The organism is Streptomyces sp. BRA346 (genome assembly GCF_052851135.1).
Map to the genome: position 1 here is coordinate 64,092 of NZ_JAIWIH010000009.1, position 22,139 is coordinate 86,230.

The window sequence follows — 22,139 nt, forward strand, 5'->3', positions numbered from 1 at the left end:
CCCTGACTCAGCTCGGTGTCGACGGTCCGGTCCAGTCGGCTGCCACATGACCGATGCGCACCCGCTGCGGGTGGTCGCCGACCGCCACCGACGCGGTCTTCTCGCCCGTCGCGAAGTCGATCGCGGTGACCCGGTCGGCACCGCTCTCGGAGACGACGCAGGAGGTGCCGTCGCCGCTCACCGTCGCCCAGTACGGCTTCGAGGTCGGCACCAGGGGGCCTTCCCGAAGCGATTCCCGGTCCACGACGGTCGCATAGTCGTCCATCGTCCCGGCCACGCACAGCTTCTTGCCGTCGGGGCTCATCGACAGGCCGTGGTGGCGGGAGTCGTTGACCCAGGTGGTGCGGTCCTCACTGGTCGCCGGATTCTTCGGGAGGGTTTTCGCGCGGGTGATCTTGTCCTTGGCCACGTCGTACTCCAGGAACCCGTTGAAGAAGGAGACCTGGAAGTAGAGCTTGGACTCATCGGGGGTGAAGGCGACGGGCCGGACGGCGTCGGACAGGTCCTTGCGGCCGAAGGCGTCGAGCCGTTCGCGCATGTCGATGACCTTGACCTGCCGATACGTGTTCGCGTCGACCACGGTGATGCGCCGGTCGCCCTTCGTCCAGTCCATCGACGGATCGTCCAGGGCGGTGTTGACCTCGCCGATCGACATGTTCCAGAGGTACGTACCGTCCTCGGTGAAGACGTTCTCATGGGGCTTGTCACCGGCGGAGAACGAACCGAGTTGCCTGCCCGTCTCGATGTCGAGGACGTGCACCGTATTCGACGTCGAAGCCGACACCGCGACGCGTTTGCCGTCGGGCGACACGGCCATGTGGTCCGCGCGGAATCCCGACACGGGGAAGCGCCAGCTGATTTTTCCCGTCGCGACGTCGATGGAGACCACGTCGGCGAAGCTGGGCCGGGAGACGACGATGGCGGAGCCGTCCGGGGTCGAGTACATGTCGTCCACGAACTGGTCGTGCCCCTCCCCCGGCCCCAGCCGGATCCCCAGGAAGAAGGCGAGCTTGACGGGGTTGAGGTAGATCTCGGTGAGCCGCTGGTCCTTGTCCGGTATGACGTTGATCCGGCCGATCCTGGCCAGGTCACCGCTGGACTTGATGACGTCGGCGGTGCCGTCCCAGTTGTTGCCCACGAACATCACCTCCCGCAGGCCGGTGGCTTTGGCCTGTGCGGAGGCGTTCACCGCCGTGGAACCGGTCACGGCCAATGCCACGGCAGCGGCGAGGGAGAGAACCATTCGGGTGGAGCCACGGTGCTCGGGAGGCATGGTCACTCCATTCGAGGTGGGGGGTCTGTCAGCGTCGGGGGCGCCACCTACTGGAAAGTAATGAAGGCGGATGCCTCTCACAAGAGTTCTGACCGCAAAAAATGACAGCCACTCAACTTCGCTGGCGTCTACCGCCGGTGCGGCTGCTCAGGAAGCAGCCGCCGCCGCGGGCAAAGGCGCTCATCACGCGTCGTCCGCCGCGTGGACCCGCTCACCCCCCACGAAGGTCTGGAGCACCCGGCAGTCGGCGATCTCCTCACGAGGCCCGTCGAAGGGGTCGCGGTCCAGGACGACGAGATCGGCGAGTTGCCCGGGGGCGATGGCGCCCGTGTCATCCGCGTGGTTCACATACGCGCTGCCCGCCGTGTACGCGGCGATGGCCGCCTCCAGGCCGATGCGCTGCTCGGGAAGGAAGGGCGCGGTCCCCTCGGGGGCGTCCGGCAGTCGGCGGTTGACCGCGACATGGATGCCCTCCAGCGGATCCGGGCTGCTGACCGGCCAGTCGCTGCCCGCGGCGAGCGTGGCCCCGGCCCGCAGCAGCCCGCCGAAGGGGTACTGCCATCCGCCGCGCTCGGCGCTGAGGAAGGGCAGTGTCAACTCGTCCATCTGGGGCTCGTGCGCGGCCCACAGGGGCTGGATGTTGGCGGTGGCGCCGAGCGTGCGGAAGCGCGGGATGTCGGATGGGTGGACCACCTGGAGATGCGCCAGATGGGGGCGGGTGTCACGGTGGCCGTTGGCGGTCCGCGCGGCCTCCACCGCGTCCAGCGCCTCCCGTACGGCCCGATCGCCGAGCGCGTGGAAGTGGACCTGGAAGCCGTGTGCGTCCAGCGCGGTGACGTACTTCCTCAGCTCCTGCGGATCGACGAAGCTGATGCCGGAGTTGTCGGAGGCGCAGCCGCAGCCGGTGAGATAGGGGCCGAGCATCGCCGCGGTGTGGTTCTCGGCGACACCGTCCTGCATGATCTTCACGGTCGTGGCGCGCAGCGCCCGGCCGCGCCCGGTCGCCTCCCGGCGGGCGAGCAGCTCCGGGATCTGCTCGGCGCCCCGCGCCCGGTCCCACCACAGGGCGCCGACGACCCGGGCGGTGAGCAGGCCGTCGTCGAGGGCGGCGTGGTACGCGGGCGTCGGGTCGGCCATGTTGGCGTACGAGCCCACGATGGCGTCCTGCCAGGCGGTCACCCCGAGTGCGTGCAGGACGGACTGGGCGCGCAGCAGCGCGGCGGTCTGCTCGGCGAGCGTGACCTCGGGCAGCAGCGTGCCGACCAGGGATGCCGCGCCTTCCTGGAGCATGCCGGTGGGGTTGCCATGCTCGTCCCGCTCGATCCGGCCGTCCGCGGGATCGGGGGTACCGGCGTCGATTCCCGCGAGCTGGAGGGCGCGGGTGTTGACCCAGGCGCCGTGGTGGTCGCGGTTGGGCAGATAGACCGGCCGGTCGGGGACGATCGTGTCGAGCATCGCGGCCGTCGGCGTGCCACCGGGGAAGGCTTCCAGGGACCAGCCGCCACCGGTGATCCAGCCGAGGTCCCGGTGCTGATCGGCGTAGGCGGCCACCCGCCGCAGGTACTCCCGCGCGTCGGTGGAGTCCCCGAGATGGCACTGCCCGAGTTCGATACCGGCGCCCAGCGGATGGACATGGGCGTCCTGGAAGCCGGGCAGCAGCAGCCGCCCGGCGAGGTCCACCACCTCGGTGCCGGGGCCGATCAGATCGTGCACCTCCTCCCGGCCGACGGCGATGACACGCTCGCCGCGTACCGCGACGGCGGTGGCGCGGCCGTGCGCCGGATCGACGGTGTGCACCGGGCCACCGGTGAAGACGAGATCGGCGGTGGTGTCGGACATCAGATGTGCTCCAGGGATCGAGGGTTGTCAGGAAGCGGTCCCGGCAGGGTGGTCCATCGGCAGCCGCAGCCGATCCGCATCGGTGCCGCGCCCGGTGACGAAGTACGGCGAGCACCGCCGGTACTTGGCCCATGCGGCCATGGCCAGGCCGGAGGCCACGATCGCGCAGGGCAGGGAGAACATGAACCACCCGTTGTCCGGGCTGAGTTCGAAGTGGTCGGTCCCGGTCAGGTACGAGTAGCCGAGATAGCCGCCGATGGCGAACAGCGCCAGCCCGGAGGCGGCCGGTACCCCCACCGCGAGCAGCGCCTCGCGCGCCCCCGCGCGGAGGGTGGAGCGGAAGCGCACGGCGCAGGCGATCGCCGTCAGGCCGTAATAGAGGGCGACGACGAGGCCGATGGAGTTCACGGCCGCCAGGATCATGTCGCTCAGCTTGGGGATGGCCAGGGCGAGCAGGGCGACGGCGGTCGCGACGGCCATGACGAGGACGGTGCCGGTGGCCGGTGTTCCGTACCGGGGGTGGATACGGGTCCACACCGGCCCCATCGTGCGATCCCGGCCCATGGCCAGCAGCCCGCGAGCGGTGGGAATGACCGACGACTGGACGGACGCCACGGCCGAGAACATCAGGGCGAGCAGGGGCACGCTGGCCCAGGGTTCGGCGGCCAGCTTGGCGCCCAGATACGGCAGCGCCTGCGGGCCGTTCCGGATCAGCTCGGGCAGGCTCATCTCCCGCTGGAAGGCGACCGAGGCGAAGAGGAACAGGCCGAGCATGGCGAAGAGGGCGATGAAGCCGCCGCGGGCCGGGTTGCCGACGTCCTTCGTCTCCTCGGTGAGGCTGAACGCCGCGTCCCAGCCCCAGAAGAAGAACACCGCCAGGACCAGGCCCTGGGCGAACGCCGTGCCGCTCTCGATCGCGAAGGGGTTGAACCACGACAGCGACAGCTCGTGCTCACCGGTGATCAGGGCCCAGCCGCAGAAGATCAGCAGCACGGCGTATTCGAAGATCAGCAGGCCCGCCTGGAGACGGGTGGCGCTGCGCACCCCGGTGACGGCCATGGCGGTCACGGCGGTGAGGACCACCAGCCCGATGACGGTGCTCGTGGCGGTGGAGTTCGGGTCCAGGGCGAACCCGGCGACGCTGGTGACGTGCGCCTTGGCGGCGCACTGGATGATCACTGAACCGGTGACGGCGCTGGTGTACGCCAGGAAGATGATCGCGCCGACGATGTTGACCCAGCCGGTGAGGAAGCCCGGCCAGGGCCCGAGGGAGGAGCCGACCCACACATAGCCGCTGCCGCAGTTCGGCTCGGACCGGTTGAGTCGGGCGTACGCACAGGCGATGCCGAGCATGGGCAGGAACGCCAGCAGCAGGAGGACGGGGGCCTGGAGCCCGACGGTCGCGACGAGCGTGCCCATACCGATGGCGATGCTGGTGGTGGCCGCCGTACTGGAAGCGGCGATGGCGACGCCGTCGACGACGCCGAGCGAACGGCGCAGCTCGGCGGGGTGATGGGACATGACGGGCTCCTCACTGAGGGAGGGGACGGGAAGAGCCGTACGGATGCCGCGCATCGAACAACGGCCACTCGTCTTGCGTCAATGGTGTTGACATAAGGCTGCGGGCGCCCTTCACTGCCCAGAACAACGACGGAGCACCAGCGACACGGCGGCGGAGAGGGGTTCACCATGGCCGGTGCGGCGGGAGACCGGGTCTCTCATGAGCGCAGACGACGGCGGCCCACCCGCTCGGGCACGCTGCTGTCCGCCGGGCTGATCGTCGACTGCGCGCTACGGCTGATCGGCGAACACGGCCCGGAGGCGCTCAGTGTGCGCCGCCTCGGAGCGGCCCTGGGCTGCGATCCGAGCGCGGTCTACCGCTACTTCCACAACACCGACGATCTGCTGCTGGCCGTCGCCGACCGGATCATCGGCCAATCGATGGAGGGCTTCATCCCCGGGCCGGACTGGGTGGGCTCGCTGCGGGAGATGGCCCTGCGGGTCCGCGATTCCTACCGCGCCCATCCGCGCGCCGCGGCGCTGGCCTCGCACCGGGTGACCCGCCGGGAGAACGAGTTCCGGGCGGTCGAGACCGGTGTCGGCATCCTGGTACGGGCGGGCTTCGAGCCCGCCCGTGCCCTCCGCCTCTATCTGGCCTTCATCGACACCGTCCTCGGTCACGCCGCCCTGGACGCGGCCGCTCTCGCGCTGCCCCCCGCCCAACGGCAGGGCGACAGCCAGGCGTCCACCCGGGCGTATCGGTCGGTCTCCGCCGAGACCTATCCGCTGCTGGCCGCCCTACGTGAGGACCTGGACGCGCTGGCGGAAAGCTCCTTCGAGCCCGCCCTCGAACTGATGCTGTCCGCCCTCGCGGCACAGGCCCCCGCCCGCCCCGGGACGTAGACACGCCCAAGGCGTAAACGGAGCCGGGCCGTCCAACGTGCCCTGAACGCGGCCCAGTTGGCGGCGCCGGGACACCTGGGGTTGCCGGTGCCGACACCCCCGAGAACGCGCGTCATCACAGGTCACACGGCATGTCTTCGTCGCCAAGGCTCCCACGGGCAGTCACCGCTCGATGGATCCGGCTTCAAAGGTTGAGCACAAATTGCACACATCTCTTCTTCAGACCGGCCCCGATGTTCTAGATTGACCCGTGCTTCACATGTTTGGACACGAGCGACAAATGTTGATCTACAGGTCCGGCGTTGCGAACAGCCAGAAGGCTCGTTCCCCGCGCCAGACGTGGGGGTGATCAATTCTTGGAGCCCGAGAGGGCCTTGGGTGAGGGGAGCACCCGGGGTCGGGTTCCCGCGCACCTCGAGAGTCCGGCAGGACATGCGAGTCCGTTCCCGTCCGGGTGGGGTGTCCACGTAGCGCTGCAATATCCGGGATGTCATCCGCCGGGGGGTGGGGGCCTTCCGGCGGAGGGAACAGCGTGGCGCGGGAGGCGGGGGCCTCCCGAGGGGGAACAGTGCGGGGGGCGGGGGCCTCCCGGGGGGAGGAACCGTGTGGAGCAAACACGTCGAGCCCACTGGCGACCTGGGGGGGTCCGTGCAGCAGGGGGAATCAGCCAGCCCGTTTTTATCGACGGGCGGGCGGCCGGCGAACGGGGCAATCGGCCGACCCGCGATCGACTGGGAACAGCGCTACCGCCGTACCGTGATCACCAGCGATACCGTGGCCACCGCCTGCGTGGTGGCGGCGATCGGCAACTTCTTCGGGGCCCGGGACGCGGCCAACTGGCACGAGAAGTGGGGAATTCTCGCCTTCGGCACCGAGCTGCTGGTGCTGGGAGCGCTTGCGGTGAGCCGGTCTTGGGCTCCGGCCGTGCTCGGCCAGGGCGCCGAGGAATTCCGGCGGCTCGGACGCTCACTGTTCATGGCGACCGTCGTACTGGCGCTCGGCGGGATCGCCCTCACCTCGCGCAACATCAAGCTCTGGATCTTCGTCGCGATCCCCGCGATCGCGCTCATCACCATGACCGCGCGGTATCTGCTGCGCCTCTGGCTGCACAAACAGCGGAAGGAAGGACGGTGCCTGCGACCGGTGCTCGCTGCCGGAAGCCCGGCCACCGTGCGCGACCTGATCACCCGGACCCGCAAGTTCCCGCACCTCGGCTGGCGGGTGGAGGCGGTGTGCACGACGGACGGTCGCGGGCTCGACGGTGACCAACTGGACGGAGTGCGGGTCGTCGGCCGGCTGACGGACGTCGCCAAGCACGTCCGCCACGACGGCTACCGTGTCGTGGCGGTCACACCGGACCCTCACTGGTCACCGGACCGGTTGCAGCGGCTGGCCTGGAACCTCGAAGGCAGCGACACCGAGATGGTCGTGGCCCCCGTACTGATGGAGGTGGCCGGCCCGCGGCTGCACGTCGACGCGGTGCTCGGGATCCCGCTGCTGCGGGTCAGCATGCCGACCTTCACCGGAGGCCGCCGGGCGGTCAAAGCGGTCGTCGACCGGATGGGCGCGGCGATCCTGCTGATGCTGTTCGCACCGCTGATGGTGTGCGTCGGGCTGCTCGTGCTGATGGACAGTCGGGGCGGGGTGTTCTACCGCCAGCGCAGGGTCGGCAAGGACGGCCGCGAGTTCACCATTCTCAAGTTCCGCACCATGGTCGCCGGGGCTCACGGGGCACGTGCCCAGCTGGCCGACCGCGACGAGGGTGCGGGGCTGCTGTTCAAGGTCCGCCGGGATCCGCGGGTGACCCGGGTGGGAGCGGTGCTGCGCCGCTACTCGATCGACGAGCTCCCGCAGCTTTTCAACGTACTCACCGGCTCGATGTCGCTCGTCGGCCCGCGGCCTCCGTTACCGGAGGAGTCCGCCGCGTACGGCCCGGACATCCGTCGGCGGCTGCTGGTCAAGCCCGGGCTCACCGGCCTGTGGCAGATCAGCGGACGCAGCGACCTGCCGTGGGAGGAGGCCGTCCGGCTGGACCTGCGGTACGTGGAGGACTGGTCGCTCGCCCTGGACACAGTGATCTTGTGGAAGACGCTGCGTGCGGTGCTCCAAGGGCAGGGGGCGTACTGATGCGCGAGGGTCGTCCGACCTGCGCGCGGACCGCAGGCCGCAAGGGCCTGCCTGGGGGGAGAGACGGGGCATGAGAGTCAGCGTTTTCGGGCTCGGCTACGTGGGCTGTGTGTCGGCCGCGTGCCTGGCGAGCCTGGGTCACGAGGTCATCGGGGTGGACGTCAACCAGGTGAAGGTCGACCTGGTCAACGACGGCAAGGCGCCGGTGGTCGAGGAGCGGATCGGCGAGCTCATCGCCGAGGTCGTGCGGACCGGAGCGTTACGCGCCACGGGCGACGTCCGCGAGGCCATCATGGGCAGCGAGGTGTCGCTGGTCTGCGTGGGCACGCCGTCGGAGCCCAACGGCAGCCTGTGCACCACGTATCTGGAGCGGGTCACCGAGCAGATCGGCGCCGCGCTGGCCGAGAGGGCCGAGCAGGGGGGCCGGCACACCGTCGTGTTCCGCAGCACGATGCTCCCCGGCACCTGCCTGAACCTGCTGGTCCCGATCCTGGAGAAGAACGTCGGCGGCACGGCCGGGGTGGGCTTCGGGGTCGCGGTCAACCCGGAGTTCCTGCGCGAGGGCACGAGCGTGCGGGACTTCTTCGACCCGCCCAAGACCGTCATCGGCGAGCTCGACCCGGCGAGCGGCGCCGCGGTGGCGTCGCTGTACGACGGCTTGCCCGGCGAGGTGTTCCGGGTGCCGGTCCCGACGGCCGAGGCGATCAAATACGCGGACAACGCGTTCCACGGCCTCAAGATCGGCTTCGCGAACGAGCTGGGCGCGGTGTGCCAGGCGCTCGGGGTGGACTCGCACCAGGTGATGGACGTGTTCCTGGCCGACCGCAAGCTGAACATCAGCCCCGCCTACCTGCGGCCCGGCTTCGCCTTCGGTGGCTCCTGCCTGCCCAAGGACCTGCGCAGCCTGGTTCACGCGGCGCAGCGGGCCGACGTCTCGGTGCCCATTCTCGCCCACGTCCTGCCCTCCAACTCCGACCATCTGCAACGCGCGGTGGACCTGGTCGAGCGCACCGGCAAGCGCCGGATCGGCATGTTCGGGCTGTCCTTCAAACCCGGCACCGACGACCTCCGCGAGAGCCCGCTCGTCGAACTGGCGGAGAGGCTCTTCGGCAAGGGGTACGACCTGCGGATCTACGACGCCAACGTGAACCTCTCCCGGCTGATCGGCGCGAACCGCGAGTACATCGAGAACCGGCTGCCGCACCTCGCGCAGCTGCTCACGGACTCCGTCGGCGAGGTGCTCGAGCACGCCGAGGTGTGCCTGGTCGGGACCGGGGATCCGGCCGTGCTGGCGGCGCTGCCCCAGGGCGAAGGACCGGTGCTCGTCGACCTCATCCGCCTTCCCGACGCCGAGGCGCGCCGGGCCGAACCGGGGTACATGGGCCTTGCTTGGTGACACGTCGTTCGATGAAACAGCCGGTGGCGACGGGGCGGGCCGGCGCGCGCTGATCCTGGTGGAGAACCTGTCGGTGCCGTTCGACCGGCGGGTGTGGCAGGAGTGCACGACGCTGCGCGACGCGGGCTGGGAGGTGCACGTCATCTGTCCCCGGGGGGAGAAGCGGGACACGGAGCCCGAGGCGGAGATCGACGGGGTGCGGATCCACCGCTACCCGTTGCGCGCGGCCACCGGAGGACCGGCCGGGTACCTGCGGGAGTACGGATCGGCGCTGTGGCACACGGCCCGGCTGGCCCGCACGGTCGGCCCGGTCGACGTGGTCCACGCCTGCAACCCGCCCGACCTGCTGTTCCTGCCGGCACTGTGGCTGAAGCGGCGCGGCGCGCGGTTCGTCTTCGACCAGCACGACCTCGTACCGGAGCTGTACCTCTCCCGGTTCGACCGCGGCGAAGACCTGCTCTACCGCGCCGTGTGCGCGCTGGAGCGGCGGACCTACCGGGCGGCGGACATCGTGCTCGCCACCAACGAGAGCTACCGGGACGTCGCGGTGCGCCGTGGCGGCCGGCGGCCGGAGGACGTGTTCGTGGTGCGCAGCGCGCCCGCGGTCGAACGGTTCCAACCGGTGCCGCCCGAGCCGGAGTTGAAGCGCGGCAAGCCTCATCTGCTGTGCTACCTCGGCGTCATGGGCCCTCAGGACGGCGTCGACTACGCGTTGCGGGCCCTCGCGAAGCTGCGCGACGACCTCGGACGGACCGACTGGCATGCGGTGTTCGTCGGCGCCGGCGACGCCTTCGACGCGATGGTGGGGCTGTCCCGTCGGCTCGGGCTCTCCGGGCAGGTGCAGTTCACCGGGCGCATCCCGGACGCCGACCTGCTGCGCTACCTGTCCACCGCGGACGTGTGCCTCTCCCCCGACCCGCGCAATCCGCTCAACGACGTGTCGACCATGAACAAGGTCCTGGAGTACATGGCGATGGCCCGGCCGATCGTCTCGTTCGACCTCCGGGAGGCACGCGTCTCCGCCGGTGACGCCGCCGTCTACGCGCCCGCCAACGACGAGGGCGCATTCGCGGGGCTCATCGCGCTGCTCCTGGACGATCCGGAGAAGCGGGCCCGGATGGGCAAGCTCGGTCAGGAGCGGATCAGTGGGCCGCTCTCCTGGCGGAACTCGCAGGCGTCGCTGCTCGCCGCCTACGCCGCCGCCTGCCGCGACCGCACTCCGGTGTCGGCGGGCGGCCCGGTGCGGCCAGGGAAGAGGCCGCGCCGTTGAGCGATGACACGATACGCCTGGTCACGATCGGGCGGATGGTCCGTCGGCGCTGGCGGCTTCTCACCGTCCTCGCCGTGGTGGGTGCGCTCGTCGGCTACGGCACCTCCTTGCTGTTTCCGCCGCGGTACACGACGTCGGCGTCGGTACTGCTGCCGGGGCAGTGGGAGGAGCGCGAGCTGGTGACCCAGGCGGTGATCGCGACCAGTTCGGTGGTGGTCGACCGCGCGGCCGCCGCGCTCGACTGGCCCGGGGTGGGCGGCAGCGAGCTGCGGGATCGGGTGAGCGCCAAGGCCGCCGACGGGAACTTCATCAAGATCTCGGGTACGGCCGACACCCCGGAGCGTGCGCAGCGGCTCTCCGACGAGGTGGCCCATCAATTCGTCACCTTCGCCGCGCGGATCGCGGGGGACGACACCGATTCCGAAGCGGCGGCGCGGCCCGAGGCCCTGCGGCAGATGGTGGTGCAGGCCAGCCGCCGCATCACCGACCTGTCCGAGGCGGCCGATCCGGGGCGGACCGTGGAGAGCGTGCAGGCCCGCACCGAGCTCGCGAAGCTGCGTACCGCGCTCCAGGAGGCCATGAAAAAGCTGGACGAGGCCGACCCGGCGACCGACAAGGCCAACATGGTCGTCATGGGGCCGGCGGCCCGGCCGACCGGCGAGGCAGCGCCGACGAGGGTGCAGTTCATCGTCGCCGGGGCGCTGCTGTTCTGCCTGCTCGCGGTCATCGGCCATCTCGCCGCCGCACGGGTGAGCCGCCGGCTGCGCACCGCACCGGAGATGGCCGCGGCGCTGGGCTCCGCGCTGCTGGGTACCGTCGACGTACCCGGTGAACGGGCCGCGCACCCGCCGAAGGGCCGTGGCCGGGGGGCCTGGATCCGCCGGCTGCTGGGCATCGACACCCGGTGGGACGTACCGGCGCCGCAGCCGTCCGGTGGCGAGGCCGGCCGGCAGATCCGCTACCGGCGGGTGTGTGCTCGCCTCCGGGACCAACTGCCGGCCTCCCGGCGGCTGCTGGTTGTCGTACCGGACGGCGACGAGATCGCCGGCCGGGCGGCCGGGCAGCTCGTCGCCGAGGCCGACAGCGATCCTTCCCCGGGCTCTTCGGGCAGGGGGTACCCCATGCTGCGGGTGGTGGGGGTTTCGGTGTCCCGGCCGCTGGTGCCGGACCGCGGCACCGAGTCCGGTGCCCTGGTGGTGATCAGCGCCGGGATCTGGACCGCGGCGGAGCTCACCGGCATCGCCGAGGCGTGTGCGGACGCGGGTCACGAGGTCGTCGGCGTCGTCGTCGCCGGCGCGGTGCGGGCCCGTCCGACGCGGTCCGCAGGCCCTCCTCCGGATGAGGCCACTCCGGCGCTCGCGGTTCGCGGCCACGCGACGGGAGGTTCAGTGTGACGACGGGCAAGGCGCCGGAGTCATCGGCCCCCGCTCCGCTGCTGGACCTCCAGGCGCTGGTGGTGGCGGTGCGCAGGCGTCGCCGCCTCTGGTACTCCTTGGCGCTGCTGGGACTGCTGGTCGGCGCGGCGCTGGCGGTCCTGCTGCCACCGCCGCCGACCGCGGTGACCAAGGTGCTGGTCGCGCACAAGGAGGACCAGCCGAACGACACCGGAACGCTGATCCGCACCGACGTCGCGCTGCTGCACACCACGCGGATCGCCGGAAAGGCCCTGACGTCCCTCAAGTCCCCGGAGAACCCGGAAGACTTCATGCGGGACTACCGGGGTACCGGCTTGACCAACAACCTGCTCCAGATCGATGTGGCGGGTGACAGCGACGCGGAAGCGAAGGCCCGGGCCGAGGCGCTGGCCGACGCGTTCGTCGCGGACCATGTGAGGCGGATGCGGGAGACCGCGAAGGCCGAGGCCAAGGCCCTGCTCGACCAGCGTGACCGCATGCGGAAGGAACTCGCCGAGGTCAACAGGGCGATCGGTGACGGAGCGCCGGAGAGCGGCCGCCCGAAGGCGTCGGCGAGCACGGAGTCGCTCTACGCCCGCCGGGCCGAACTCACGTCGCGGATCGCCGACTTCGACCAGCGGGCCGAGGAGGCGCGCATCGGCACGCCCCAGCTCATCGCCGGCACGCAGATCGTGGACGCCCCGCACGCGGTGCGGCACTCCCTGCCCAAGGCCGCTGTCACGAACGCCGCGATCGGGCTCGTCCTCGGGCTCGTCCTCGGGCTCGCGGTGGCCGCGGTCGGCACGGTGGTGGCGGACCGCCCCGTGCTGCGCCGGGACATCGCGGCGAACCTGGGCGCCTCGGTCATCACGGAGCTGCCCCGCCGGTCGGGCCCCCTGTGGCACCGCCGACGCACCCGGGCGGCACGGACACGGCTCACCACGTCCCTGGCCCGCACCGTGCGCGACTCCGCGGAACCGGTGTCGCTGCTGGAACTGGGCTGTGCGCGCAGCACGAGCGTGATCGCCCTGGACGTCGCCAGGGAACTGGCGGCGGAGGGGCCCGTGGTCATCATCGATGGTCTGCCGGGCTCGCAGCTCGCAGGCCACCGCCCGAAGCCGGGAGACCCCACCGTGGTCGGCGGCGAGCGTGCCGCGGCCGTACCGGATGAGGGGCGCCGACTCGGAGTCGGCTCGGTCGCGCCCGGCACGGCGTGGACCGACCTCCAGTACCTCGGCACCCAGACCGTGCTCGTCGTGCGTGCCGGGCACGGCAGCGCCGCATGGCTGCACACCGTGGCGCGGCAGCTCGCGGACCAGCGCATCCCGGTGATCGGTGTGGTGCTCATCGACCCCGATCCGCGTGACCGGACCGACGGCACGCTGTGGGACGGGCTGCACACCGCGCTCCGCGGCCGGAGCGAGCGGCCGGCCCTGCGACACGGGACGAGCCGGTGGCGGACGGAGCGGCCGCCGATGCGGGCCGCACGGGTCCCGGACAGCGACCAGGAGGCGCAGTAGGACATGTGTGGCATCGCAGGCACTTACCGATGGCCGGACGGGAAGATCGTGACCGACCGGCTCACCGATACCCTCGCCCACCGCGGCCCGGACGGGGCGGGCCGGTACAGCCACCCCGCAGGTGACGGCGAAGTGCACCTCGGGCACCGCCGACTGGCCATCATCGACCTGTCCGGGACCGGCGCCCAGCCGATGGTCTCGGACGGCCTCGTCCTGACGTACAACGGCGAGCTGTACAACGCGCCCCAGCTGCGTGCCGAGCTGGCAGCCGCCGGGGTGCGCTTCCGCGGTACCTCCGACACCGAGGTGCTGCTGGAGGCCTGGCGGCGCTGGGGCACGGACTGCCTGCCCCGGCTGCGCGGCATGTTCGCGTTCGGGATCTTCGACGAGCGCACCGGTGAACTCGTGCTCGCCCGCGACCAGTTGGGCATCAAACCGCTGTTCCTGCTTCGGCGCGGCGCGGGCCTGGTGTTCGCCTCCGAGCTCAAGGCGCTCGCCGCCGCGACGGGCGGGGCGCTGGAGGTGGACCATGCGGCGCTGGTGGCCTCGCTGCTGTACTACTGGGTACCGGACTCACGGTGCGCGTTCCGCGAAGCGGAGAAGCTGCCGCCGGGGAGCTGGCTGCGGATCCGGCCCGACGGTCGGGTGGAGCGCGGCCGTTACTGGCACCTGAAGGACGTCGCCGCCGAGGGCCGGGAACGGGCCCGCAGCGGCGAGCGGCCCGACCTGGCCTCAATCGTCGAGGAGTCGACCCGGCACCACCTGCTCTCCGACGTACCCGTGGCGACCTTCCTCTCCGGCGGTCTCGACTCCAGCTGGCTGACCGCGCTGGCGGCCCGCCACCAGCCCGGGATCTCCGCTTACACCATCGGGTTCCGCGCCGAGGACGCCAAGTTCGAGGCGATGCCGGACGACCTGCGCTATGCCCGGCAGGTGGCCGAGCGGTTCGGTGTCGATCTGCACGAGATCGAGATCGCCCCGAACGTGCTCGACCTGCTGCCGCGGATGACGTACCACCTGGACGAGCCGATCGGCGATCCCGCCGCGATCAACACGTACCTGATCTGCTCGGCCGCACGAGAGGCCGGGGTCAAGGTGATGCTCTCGGGGATGGGCGCCGACGAGCTGTTCGCCGGTTACCGCAAGCACCTGGCCAACCTGATCGCGCTGCGCTACCAGCGCGTCCCGCGGCCCCTGCGGCGCGGGGTGTCCAGGGCCGTGGACCGGCTGCCGGTCGCCACGTCCCGCCGGGGCTTCCGGTCGGTGCGCTTCGCGAAGCGGTTCCTCTCGTTCGCCGATCTGCCGGAGGAGACCGCGTTCCGGCGCAGCTACACCATGTACGACCAGGACGAGCTGCTCGCCCTGGTCGACCCGGACCTGGCCGGGACGGTCGAGGACGTACTGACCGAGCATGCGGATGTCTACCAGGACAATGACCTCGACGACTTCGTCAACCGGATGTGCCTGGGCGACGCCCGGATGTTCCTGCCGGGCCTGAACCTCACGTACACGGACCGCTCCAGCATGGCCGCCTCGACCGAGGTACGGGTGCCGTACGTGGACGTCGAGGTGGTCAGGGCGGCGTTCGCCGTGCCCGGCGATCGCAAGATCGTCGGACGGCAGGGCAAGGCCGTCCTCAAGGAGGCGGCCACCTCGATCCTGCCCCGCGAGATCGTGTACCGGCCCAAGGGCCTGTTCAGCGCCCCGCTGCGCGCCTGGATGAGCCGGGATCTGGCACCGCTGGTGCGCGAGGTGGTCAACGACGGCGAGCTCGTCCGTTCCGGGTTCCTGCGCCGCGACGCGCTTCAGCGGCTCGTCGCCGAGGACGCCGCCGGGCAGCGGGACTTCTCCAAACATCTGTGGCATGTGCTGACCCTCGAGTACTGGTATCGCGACGCGACCTCTGGGTCCGGCCAGGGCACTCGGTTAACGGCTGAGGAATCAGGGGAGTTCGGGTGAAACAGGTTGTACAGAACTACAAGAGCGGCGAGCTGGCGGTGCTCGACGTGCCGGTGCCGGGGTGCAAGCCGGGCGGTGTGCTGGTCCGCAGCGCCTACTCGCTGATATCCACCGGGACCGAGCTCATGAAGGTGTCCGAGGCCGGCATGTCGATGCTGGGCAAGGCCCGCTCCCGGCCCGACCAGGTGGCCAAGGTCATGCAGAGCGTGGCCACCAACGGGGTGCCCGCCACCTACCGCAAGGTGATGGGCAAGCTGGACTCCTACACACCGCTGGGCTACTCGCTGTGCGGGGTGGTCGAGCAGGTCGGCGCCGGGATCGACGATGTGAAGGTCGGCGACCTGGTGGCCTGCGCGGGCAACGAGCACGCACTCCACGCCGAGCTCAACTGGGTGCCGAAGAACCTCTACACCCCGGTCCCGGACGGCCTCGCGCCGCGGCACGCGGCCTTCGGCACCGTCGGGTCGATCGCGATGCAGGGCGTCCGCCAGGGCGCGCCGCAGCTCGGCGAGGTGGCCCTGGTCATCGGCCTCGGGCTGATCGGGCAGCTGGTGGTGCAGCTCCTCGCCGCCTCGGGCGTCCGCGTCGTCGGCGCCGACCCCGACCCGGTGCGCTGCGAACTCGCCGAGCGCCTGGGCGCCGCGGCCTGCGGCGATCCCGCCTCCCCGGCCGTGGAAACCGCCGTCGCCGAGCTCACCGGCGGTCACGGGGTGGACCAGGTGTACCTGGCCGCCGGCGGCGGCAGCAACGAGCCCGTCGAGCTGGCCGCCCGGCTCTGCCGGGACCGCGGCCGGGTCGTCGACATCGGCAAGTGCCGCCTGGACCTGCCGTGGAACGCGTACTACGAGAAGGAGCTCGACGTCCGGTTCTCCCGCAGTTACGGCCCCGGTCGCTACGACCCGGAGTACGAGCTGGAGGGGCGGGACTACCCGATCGGCTACGTGCGCTGGACCGAGCGCCGCAACCTGGCGTGCTTCCTCGATCTCCTCGCCCGCGGCAGCGTCGACGTGGAGCCTTTGGTCTCCCACATCGCCGACTTCGATGACGCCGTCGAGACGTACCGGAGCCTGAAGGACGGCGACCTCAAGGCCGTGGCCGTGCTGTTCCGGTACCCCGAGCACGTCAGCCAAGCGGAGGAGGCGGGGGCCCCGGCGGTGGCCGTGCCCCCGGTGAAGCGGCGCGGCGGCGGGGCGTCCTCCCCGGCCCGGTCCGCCAACACGTCGGCGCGCCTCGCGTTCGTCGGCGCCGGGAACTACGCGACGTCGATGCTGCTGCCGCACCTCGAACAGCGCGACGGCGTCGTGTTGTCGACCGTCGTCACCACGACGGCGCTGTCCGCGGCCAACGCGAAACGGAAGTTCGGCTTCGCCGAGGCGACCACCGACCTCGACGCCGTGCTCGGCGACAAGTCCATCGACGCGGTGTTCATCGTCACCCGGCACAGCTCGCACGCCGAACTGACCCGAAAAGCGCTGCTGGCCGGCAAGACCGTGTTCGTGGAGAAGCCCCTGGCCCTCACCGAGGATGAGCTGGCCGGGATACTCGCGGCGGTGGAGGAGTCCGGCAACGACCGGCTCCAGGTGGGCTTCAACCGCCGGTTCGCGCCGCTGCTCCAGGAGGCCAGGAAGCGGTTCGGCGCCCGGACCGGTCCGGCGAACCTGCGCTACCTGGTCAACGCGGGCCGCCTCGCGCACGGCAGCTGGTACCTCCGGCAAGGCACCGAGGGCTCGCGGTTCGCCGGTGAGGGCGGACACTTCATCGACACGGCGAGCTGGCTGCTCGGGGCCGACCCGGTCTCGGTGTACGCGGTCGCCACGTCCGGCAACGAGGACCTTCAGGTCGTGCTCCGCTACCCGGACGGGTCCACCGCCACCATCAGCTACGTCACCACCGGCCCGGCCGGCTTCCCCAAGGAGACCCTGGACCTGGTCGCGGACGGTCGTGCGCTGCGGCTCGACGACTTCGTCCGTGCCACGGTGTACGACGGCCGCCGCAAGCGGTGGGTCGGTTCGCGCCTGCCCAAGGCCCGGGACAAGGGGCAGAACGCCGAACTGGCCGCGTTCATCAAAGCCGTGCGGACGGGCGGACCGATGCCGGTGCCGCTGGAGTCGCTGGTCGCCACCACGGCGGCCACCCTCGCCGTGCAGACCGGCCTGGCCGACGGTGCGCCGGTGACGTTGGCGAGGACGCGATGACGGTGAGCTCGGGGAGTCCGGGCTGGTACCTGCGGCGGCTGTCCCGGATGGGACCGCGGGAGGTCGGCGGCCGGGTGGGCGACACGGTGCGCAGGCGGCGGTGGCGGTCGGCGCGGCCGGACTGCCCGCGCGTGACCGGCGCCCGGTTCAGCGCGGTCCTGCCCGCCGGGACGATCGCCGCGATACCTCCGGACGCCGCGAAACGCCTCATCGCCGAGGCGGACCGGCTGATGGACGGGCACGCCGAATATTTCGGGGTGGCCCGCGAGGACCTGGCCGACCCGGACTGGGGTTACGACCCGAAGACCGGGCGCCGGGCCCCGTCGGGCTACGCCTTCGACGTGCCGTACCGGAACGAGGACGCGGTCGGGGACATCAAGCAGATCTGGGAGCTGTCCCGGCATCAGTACCTCACCGTGCTGGCCGCCGCCTACGCGATCACCGGGAACGAGCGGTACGCCGAGCGCGTGGCCGCGCACCTGCGGTCGTGGTGGGAGGCCAACCCACCGCTGCGCGGCGTGCACTGGGTCAGCGGCATCGAACTGGGCATCCGACTGCTGTCCTGGGTATGGATCCGCCGACTGCTCGACGGCTGGCCGGGCGCGGCCGGTCTTTTCGAGGGCAACCCGGTGGCGCTGAACCAGATCTGGCACCACCAGCGCTGGCTGGCAGCCTTCCCCAGCCGGGGGTCCTCGGCGAACAACCACATCATCGCCGAGGCCGCCGGACAGTTCGCCACGGCCTGCGCGTTCGGGTGGTTCCCCTCCTCGGCGCGCTGGCGGGCCGACGCGCTGCGGTCGCTGGAGCGGCACCTGCGCGGCAACACCTTCGGCTCCGGCCTCAACCGTGAGCTGGCCACCGAGTATCACGGACTCGTGCTGGAGCTCGGCCTGGCCGCGGTGGCCGAGGCGGATGCCGCGGGCGTGCCGGTCCCCGCGTCGATCCGGCTGGTGCTGCTGCGGATGACCGACGCGCTCGCGGCCGTCGTCGACAGCCGCCTGCGGCCGCCGCGCCAGGGGGACGCGGACGACGGGCACGGTCTGGTCGTGGACGGCGCGGGCACCGACCGGTGGGGCTCGCTGCTTGCCACCGGGGACGCCGTGTTCGGCCGGCTCGCCTGGTGGCCGGCGGTGACCGGCACCGATGTGCGCACCCCGCTGCTGGCCGCGCTCATCCGGCCGTACCCGGAAAACGGAACCGCACCGGCCGTGCCCCGTCCACCAAGCCGACCAGGCCACTTCGCCGACGCGGGGCTCACCATCCTGCGCGGTCCGGGAGAGATCTGGTGCCGCTGCGACGGCGGCCCGCACGGATTCCTGTCCATCGCCGCGCACGCCCACGCGGACGCGCTGTCCGTGGAGGTCCGGCACGACGGGGTCGACGTGCTCGCCGACCCGGGGACGTTCTGCTACCACGGGCAGCCCGAGTGGCGGCGGTACTTCCGGTCGACCCTCGGCCACAACACCCTGCAACTGGACGGCGGTGATCAGTCCGTCTCCGGCGGCCCGTTCCTGTGGACCCGGCATGCCCGCAGCCGCGTCCTGGTCGCGGACACACCCGACGCCTCCGCCGGGGGGACGGCCCGCTGGTGCGCCGAGCACGACGGTTACCAGCCCTCCGTGCACCGCCGCCGGGTGGAGCTGACGGCCGCGCTCGCGGAGTTGAGGGTCGTCGAAGAGGTGCGCGGCCCGCGCCGGGCCGTGCGCCTGGCGTTCCACCTCGGCCCCGCGATCGCCGCGGACCTGGCGGACCACCGGGCCCAGCTCACCTGGACCCGGGACGGCGAGGACCGCTCCGCGGTGCTCGACCTGCCCGGGCAGCTGAACTGGCAGGCGCATCGCGGCGAGACCGACCCGCCGCTGGGCTGGTACTCCGCCGGATTCGGGCGCAAGGAACCCACCACCACGCTGGTCGGCACCGGATTCACCGGCGGCGCGGAGGGGTTCACCACCGTGCTCAGGTTCCGCGGCTAGGGGGGCGCGTGGGGATCAAGAGACGGCACTGGGCGTGGGCGGCGGCACCGCTGGCGCTGGTCCTGCTGACGGCGACCGGCTGTACGAGCACGCCCGGCGCCGGGGCGGCGCCGACCGATGCGTCCTCCGCGTCCAGGGCGCCCGCCACGTCCGTGGCTCGGGTGTGCGCCAAGCCCGCGGCCGGACCGGCGAAGGCGCCGGCCGGCGCGGTGACGGTCGACCCCGGGGTGGTCGGTGACCTGGCCGAGAAGACCAAGAGCAGCCCCCCGGGCACCACGTTCTGGCTTCGGCCGGGCACGCACAGGCTCGAACCGGACCGCTACGCCCAGGTCATCGCCAAGCAGGGGAACCGCTACCTCGGCGCGCCGGGCGCGGTGCTCGACGGCGGGAAGAAGAACAATTACGCGTTCAGCGGCACCGCCCGCGACGTCACCATCCGCTCCCTGACCGTGCAGCACTTCGCCGCGCCGCCCGATGAGGGCGTGGTCAACCATGACATGGCCGACGGATGGCTGATCGAGCACGCGAAGATCCAGTACAACTCCGGCGCCGGGCTGATGGCCGGTGCCCACCAGCACGTCCGCGCCAGCTGCCTGCGCGGCAACGGGCAGTACGGAATGAACGCGTACAAGACCGGCGACTCCATCCGCGGCCTGGTGGTCGAGGACAACGAGATCGTGGGCAACAACACCGATGACTGGGAGCGGCGGAAACCGGGCTGCGGCTGCACCGGAGGCATCAAGTTCTGGGCCGTCAACGGCGCCGAGATACGTGGCAACTGGGTGCACGACAACCGCGGAGCCGGGCTCTGGGCGGACAACAACAACAATGACTTCCGCATCGAGGGCAACCTGCTCGAGGCCAACGACGGTGCCGCGCTGATGTACGAGACCAGCTACAACGCGGTCATCCGGAACAACACGGTCCGGCGGAACAACTGGGTCGAGGGCCGCAAGTACGCCGACCGCGGCGACAACTTCCCGTACGCGACCATCTACGTGTCCGAGGCCGGCGGCGAACCACGGATCCGGGCCCGCACGGACAAGATCGAGATCCGCGGGAACGTACTGGAGAACAACTGGAACGGCATCACTCTGTGGGAAAACGCCGACCGGTTCTGCAACAGCCCGGCCAACACCTCGACCGGTTACTGCACGTTGCTGGTGAAGGACACCAAGCGCTGCGCGAAGCCGGCGATCGCCACCGCGCCGCTCTACGCCGACTGCCGGTGGAAGACCCAGCGGGTGGACATCCACGACAACCGCTTCCTGCTGGACACGTCAGTCGTCAAGTGCGAGACCGAGTGCGGCCGCATGGCGGTCCTCGCCAACTACGGCACCTATCCGAAGTGGTCGCCGTACAAGGGCAAGCGGGTGGCCGACGCGATCGCCCACAAGCAGCACAACCGCTGGCACGACAACGTCTACGGCGGACCGTGGAGCTTCGTCGCGGAGAACACGGACCAAAGGTTCGACTCCGTGCAGTGGCAGGGCACGCCGTACCGGCAAGACGCGGGCAGCACCTTCACCCCACGGGCCGGTGGTTGAGATGGACGGGAAAACGCCGAAGGCCGTCGGGATCGTCTGGGCGTTGCTGGGCCTCAACACGCTCGGCTCCGCCGGGGCGAAGACCATCGTCCCGCTGCCCCGCTCCCTCATCCAGATGGCCACCATGGGCGCGCTGGGTGCCGCGTTCGCGCTGGCGCTCGCGCTCAATCTCCAGCTGCGCATCCGGGCTGGCGCCTTCCTGTTCCTGCTCACCCTGCTGCTGGTGCCGAGCGTGATCTCCAGCGCGGACCTGGAGGTCGGGTTCGGCGCGCTGTTCCGCTGTGCCCGGCTGGCGCTCTTCGTCGGCACGCTGTGGCTGCTCAGCCGATGGTGGGACGGCGGCCTGACGTTCGTCCGGCACCACATCCGGATGTACTTCGCGGCGCTCGGGACGGCCGCCGCCGGCCTGGCCATCTCACCGGGCGCGGCCATGCCCGAGACCTACGGCGGTCGGCTCGTCGGCGCGTTGTGGCCGCTCACCCCGCCGCAGATCGGACAGTACGCCGCAGTGGTCATCGGGCTCACGGTGCTGCTCGTACTGGGCCGCCGGACCACCGGGGGCAGCGCGGCCATGGTCATCGTGCCGTCCCTCGTCCTGCTCGCGATGACCCATACCCGGACCGCCACGGTCGGCCTGCTCATCGGGCTGGTGCTGGCGATCGGTTCGCTCGTCCTGACCAGCGCTGCCGCCCGCCGGTTCTTCGCCTGGGCGGTGCTGGTGTCCACGGTGGCGGCGGTGGGGTTCGCCTCCGCGCTCCAGGCGTGGTTCCTGCGCGGACAGAGCAAGGAGTACTTCACCAGCCTCACCGGTCGGGCCAAGGTCTGGGACGCCCTGCTGGCAGCGCCCCGGACGACCGCGGAGCAGGTGTTCGGCGTGGGCCTGGGCGACAAGTCGTTCGGGGGGCTGCCGATCGACAACAGCTGGCTGGCCGTCTACAACGAGCAGGGCCTGATCGGCATCACCCTCGTGGCGGCGATCATCCTCGTCCTCGCAGGCGTCGCCCTGCTGCGACCACCGTCGCTGCCGAGGGCCTGCGCGATCTTCCTGATCAGCTACGTTGCGATCTCGTCGTACACCGAGGCCGGTCTCGGCGACGCCTCGCCGTATCTGCTGCATCTGGCCCTGGCCGCCTCGCTCCTCGCGGCACCTGCCACGGCCACGCCCCTCGCGACGGCCACGCCCGTCATGACGCCCGCAGTTCCGCAACGACGCATCCCGCGATGGGCCCGGAGGTGACCCCCA

General features: G+C 71.2%; 14 protein-coding genes. 11 read left to right on the plus strand and 3 right to left on the minus strand.

What is annotated here, in order from left to right:
- Positions 1–7: 7 nt before the first annotated feature.
- The 3 genes from LCH29_RS14535 to LCH29_RS14545 form a co-directional block, all read right to left on the minus strand.
- Positions 8–1,273, minus strand: coding sequence for a YncE family protein (locus LCH29_RS14535; RefSeq protein WP_446462139.1), 1,266 nt, complete (start codon positions 1,271–1,273; stop codon positions 8–10).
- Between the two features lie 183 nt (positions 1,274–1,456).
- Positions 1,457–3,112, minus strand: coding sequence for an amidohydrolase (locus LCH29_RS14540; protein WP_446462140.1), 1,656 nt, complete (start codon positions 3,110–3,112; stop codon positions 1,457–1,459).
- A gap of 27 nt (positions 3,113–3,139) precedes the next feature.
- On the minus strand, positions 3,140–4,633 hold the full coding sequence (locus LCH29_RS14545) for an APC family permease (RefSeq protein ID WP_446462141.1): 1,494 nt from the start codon (positions 4,631–4,633) through the stop codon (positions 3,140–3,142).
- 168 nt (positions 4,634–4,801) lie between these two features.
- Here LCH29_RS14545 and LCH29_RS14550 point away from each other — a divergent pair, with 168 nt between their 5' ends.
- From LCH29_RS14550 to LCH29_RS14600, 11 genes are all read left to right on the plus strand, one after another.
- Positions 4,802–5,515 carry a TetR/AcrR family transcriptional regulator gene (locus LCH29_RS14550; protein WP_446462142.1) on the plus strand — a complete coding sequence of 238 codons (714 nt, stop codon included), beginning with the start codon at positions 4,802–4,804 and terminating at the stop codon, positions 5,513–5,515.
- Positions 5,516–6,163: 648 nt separating this feature from the next.
- Positions 6,164–7,642 carry a sugar transferase gene (locus tag LCH29_RS14555; RefSeq protein WP_446462225.1) on the plus strand — a complete coding sequence of 493 codons (1,479 nt, stop codon included), beginning with the start codon at positions 6,164–6,166 and terminating at the stop codon, positions 7,640–7,642.
- Positions 7,643–7,712: 70 nt separating this feature from the next.
- Positions 7,713–9,038 (plus strand): nucleotide sugar dehydrogenase, encoded by a 1,326-nt coding sequence (locus tag LCH29_RS14560; RefSeq protein WP_446462143.1) that lies wholly within the window; start codon positions 7,713–7,715, stop codon positions 9,036–9,038.
- Positions 9,028–10,308, plus strand: coding sequence for a glycosyltransferase family 4 protein (locus tag LCH29_RS14565; protein WP_446462144.1), 1,281 nt, complete (start codon positions 9,028–9,030; stop codon positions 10,306–10,308). Before LCH29_RS14560 ends, LCH29_RS14565 begins: the two co-directional genes overlap by 11 nt.
- Positions 10,305–11,702 (plus strand): Wzz/FepE/Etk N-terminal domain-containing protein, encoded by a 1,398-nt coding sequence (locus tag LCH29_RS14570; RefSeq protein WP_446462145.1) that lies wholly within the window; start codon positions 10,305–10,307, stop codon positions 11,700–11,702. Before LCH29_RS14565 ends, LCH29_RS14570 begins: the two co-directional genes overlap by 4 nt.
- The gene (locus LCH29_RS14575; protein WP_446462146.1) at positions 11,699–13,222 is read left to right on the plus strand and encodes a Wzz/FepE/Etk N-terminal domain-containing protein; all 1,524 of its coding nucleotides are present in this window, start codon (positions 11,699–11,701) and stop codon (positions 13,220–13,222) included. The genes LCH29_RS14570 and LCH29_RS14575 overlap by 4 nt, the downstream gene beginning before the upstream one ends.
- Before the next feature lie 3 nt (positions 13,223–13,225).
- Complete coding sequence (asnB, locus tag LCH29_RS14580; RefSeq protein ID WP_446462147.1) at positions 13,226–15,181, plus strand: asparagine synthase (glutamine-hydrolyzing); 1,956 nt, start codon at positions 13,226–13,228, stop codon at positions 15,179–15,181.
- Complete coding sequence (locus LCH29_RS14585) at positions 15,178–17,376, plus strand: bi-domain-containing oxidoreductase (RefSeq protein WP_446462148.1); 2,199 nt, start codon at positions 15,178–15,180, stop codon at positions 17,374–17,376. The genes asnB and LCH29_RS14585 overlap by 4 nt, the downstream gene beginning before the upstream one ends.
- Positions 17,373–19,349, plus strand: coding sequence for an alginate lyase family protein (locus LCH29_RS14590; protein WP_446462149.1), 1,977 nt, complete (start codon positions 17,373–17,375; stop codon positions 19,347–19,349). The genes LCH29_RS14585 and LCH29_RS14590 overlap by 4 nt, the downstream gene beginning before the upstream one ends.
- Positions 19,350–19,357: 8 nt before the next feature.
- Positions 19,358–20,896, plus strand: a complete 1,539-nt coding sequence (locus LCH29_RS14595; protein ID WP_446462150.1) for a right-handed parallel beta-helix repeat-containing protein — start codon at positions 19,358–19,360, stop codon at positions 20,894–20,896.
- A 1-nt stretch (position 20,897) separates the two neighbouring features.
- Positions 20,898–22,133 (plus strand): O-antigen ligase domain-containing protein, encoded by a 1,236-nt coding sequence (locus LCH29_RS14600; protein ID WP_446462151.1) that lies wholly within the window; start codon positions 20,898–20,900, stop codon positions 22,131–22,133.
- The last annotated feature ends 6 nt before the right edge of the window (positions 22,134–22,139 follow it).

What these genes read in the sequence shown, in the direction of transcription:
- LCH29_RS14560 (WP_446462143.1), top strand. Translation starts at nt 7,713, where the DNA reads ATGAGAGTCAGCGTTTTCGGGCTCGGCTACGTGGGCTGTGTGTCGGCC.
- LCH29_RS14550 (WP_446462142.1), top strand. Translation starts at nt 4,802, where the DNA reads ATGGCCGGTGCGGCGGGAGACCGGGTCTCTCATGAGCGCAGACGACGG.
- LCH29_RS14540 (WP_446462140.1), bottom strand. Translation starts at nt 3,112, where the DNA reads ATGTCCGACACCACCGCCGATCTCGTCTTCACCGGTGGCCCGGTGCAC.
- LCH29_RS14535 (WP_446462139.1), bottom strand. Translation starts at nt 1,273, where the DNA reads ATGCCTCCCGAGCACCGTGGCTCCACCCGAATGGTTCTCTCCCTCGCC.
- LCH29_RS14590 (WP_446462149.1), top strand. Translation starts at nt 17,373, where the DNA reads ATGACGGTGAGCTCGGGGAGTCCGGGCTGGTACCTGCGGCGGCTGTCC.
- asnB (WP_446462147.1), top strand. Translation starts at nt 13,226, where the DNA reads ATGTGTGGCATCGCAGGCACTTACCGATGGCCGGACGGGAAGATCGTG.
- LCH29_RS14600 (WP_446462151.1), top strand. Translation starts at nt 20,898, where the DNA reads ATGGACGGGAAAACGCCGAAGGCCGTCGGGATCGTCTGGGCGTTGCTG.
- LCH29_RS14545 (WP_446462141.1), bottom strand. Translation starts at nt 4,633, where the DNA reads ATGTCCCATCACCCCGCCGAGCTGCGCCGTTCGCTCGGCGTCGTCGAC.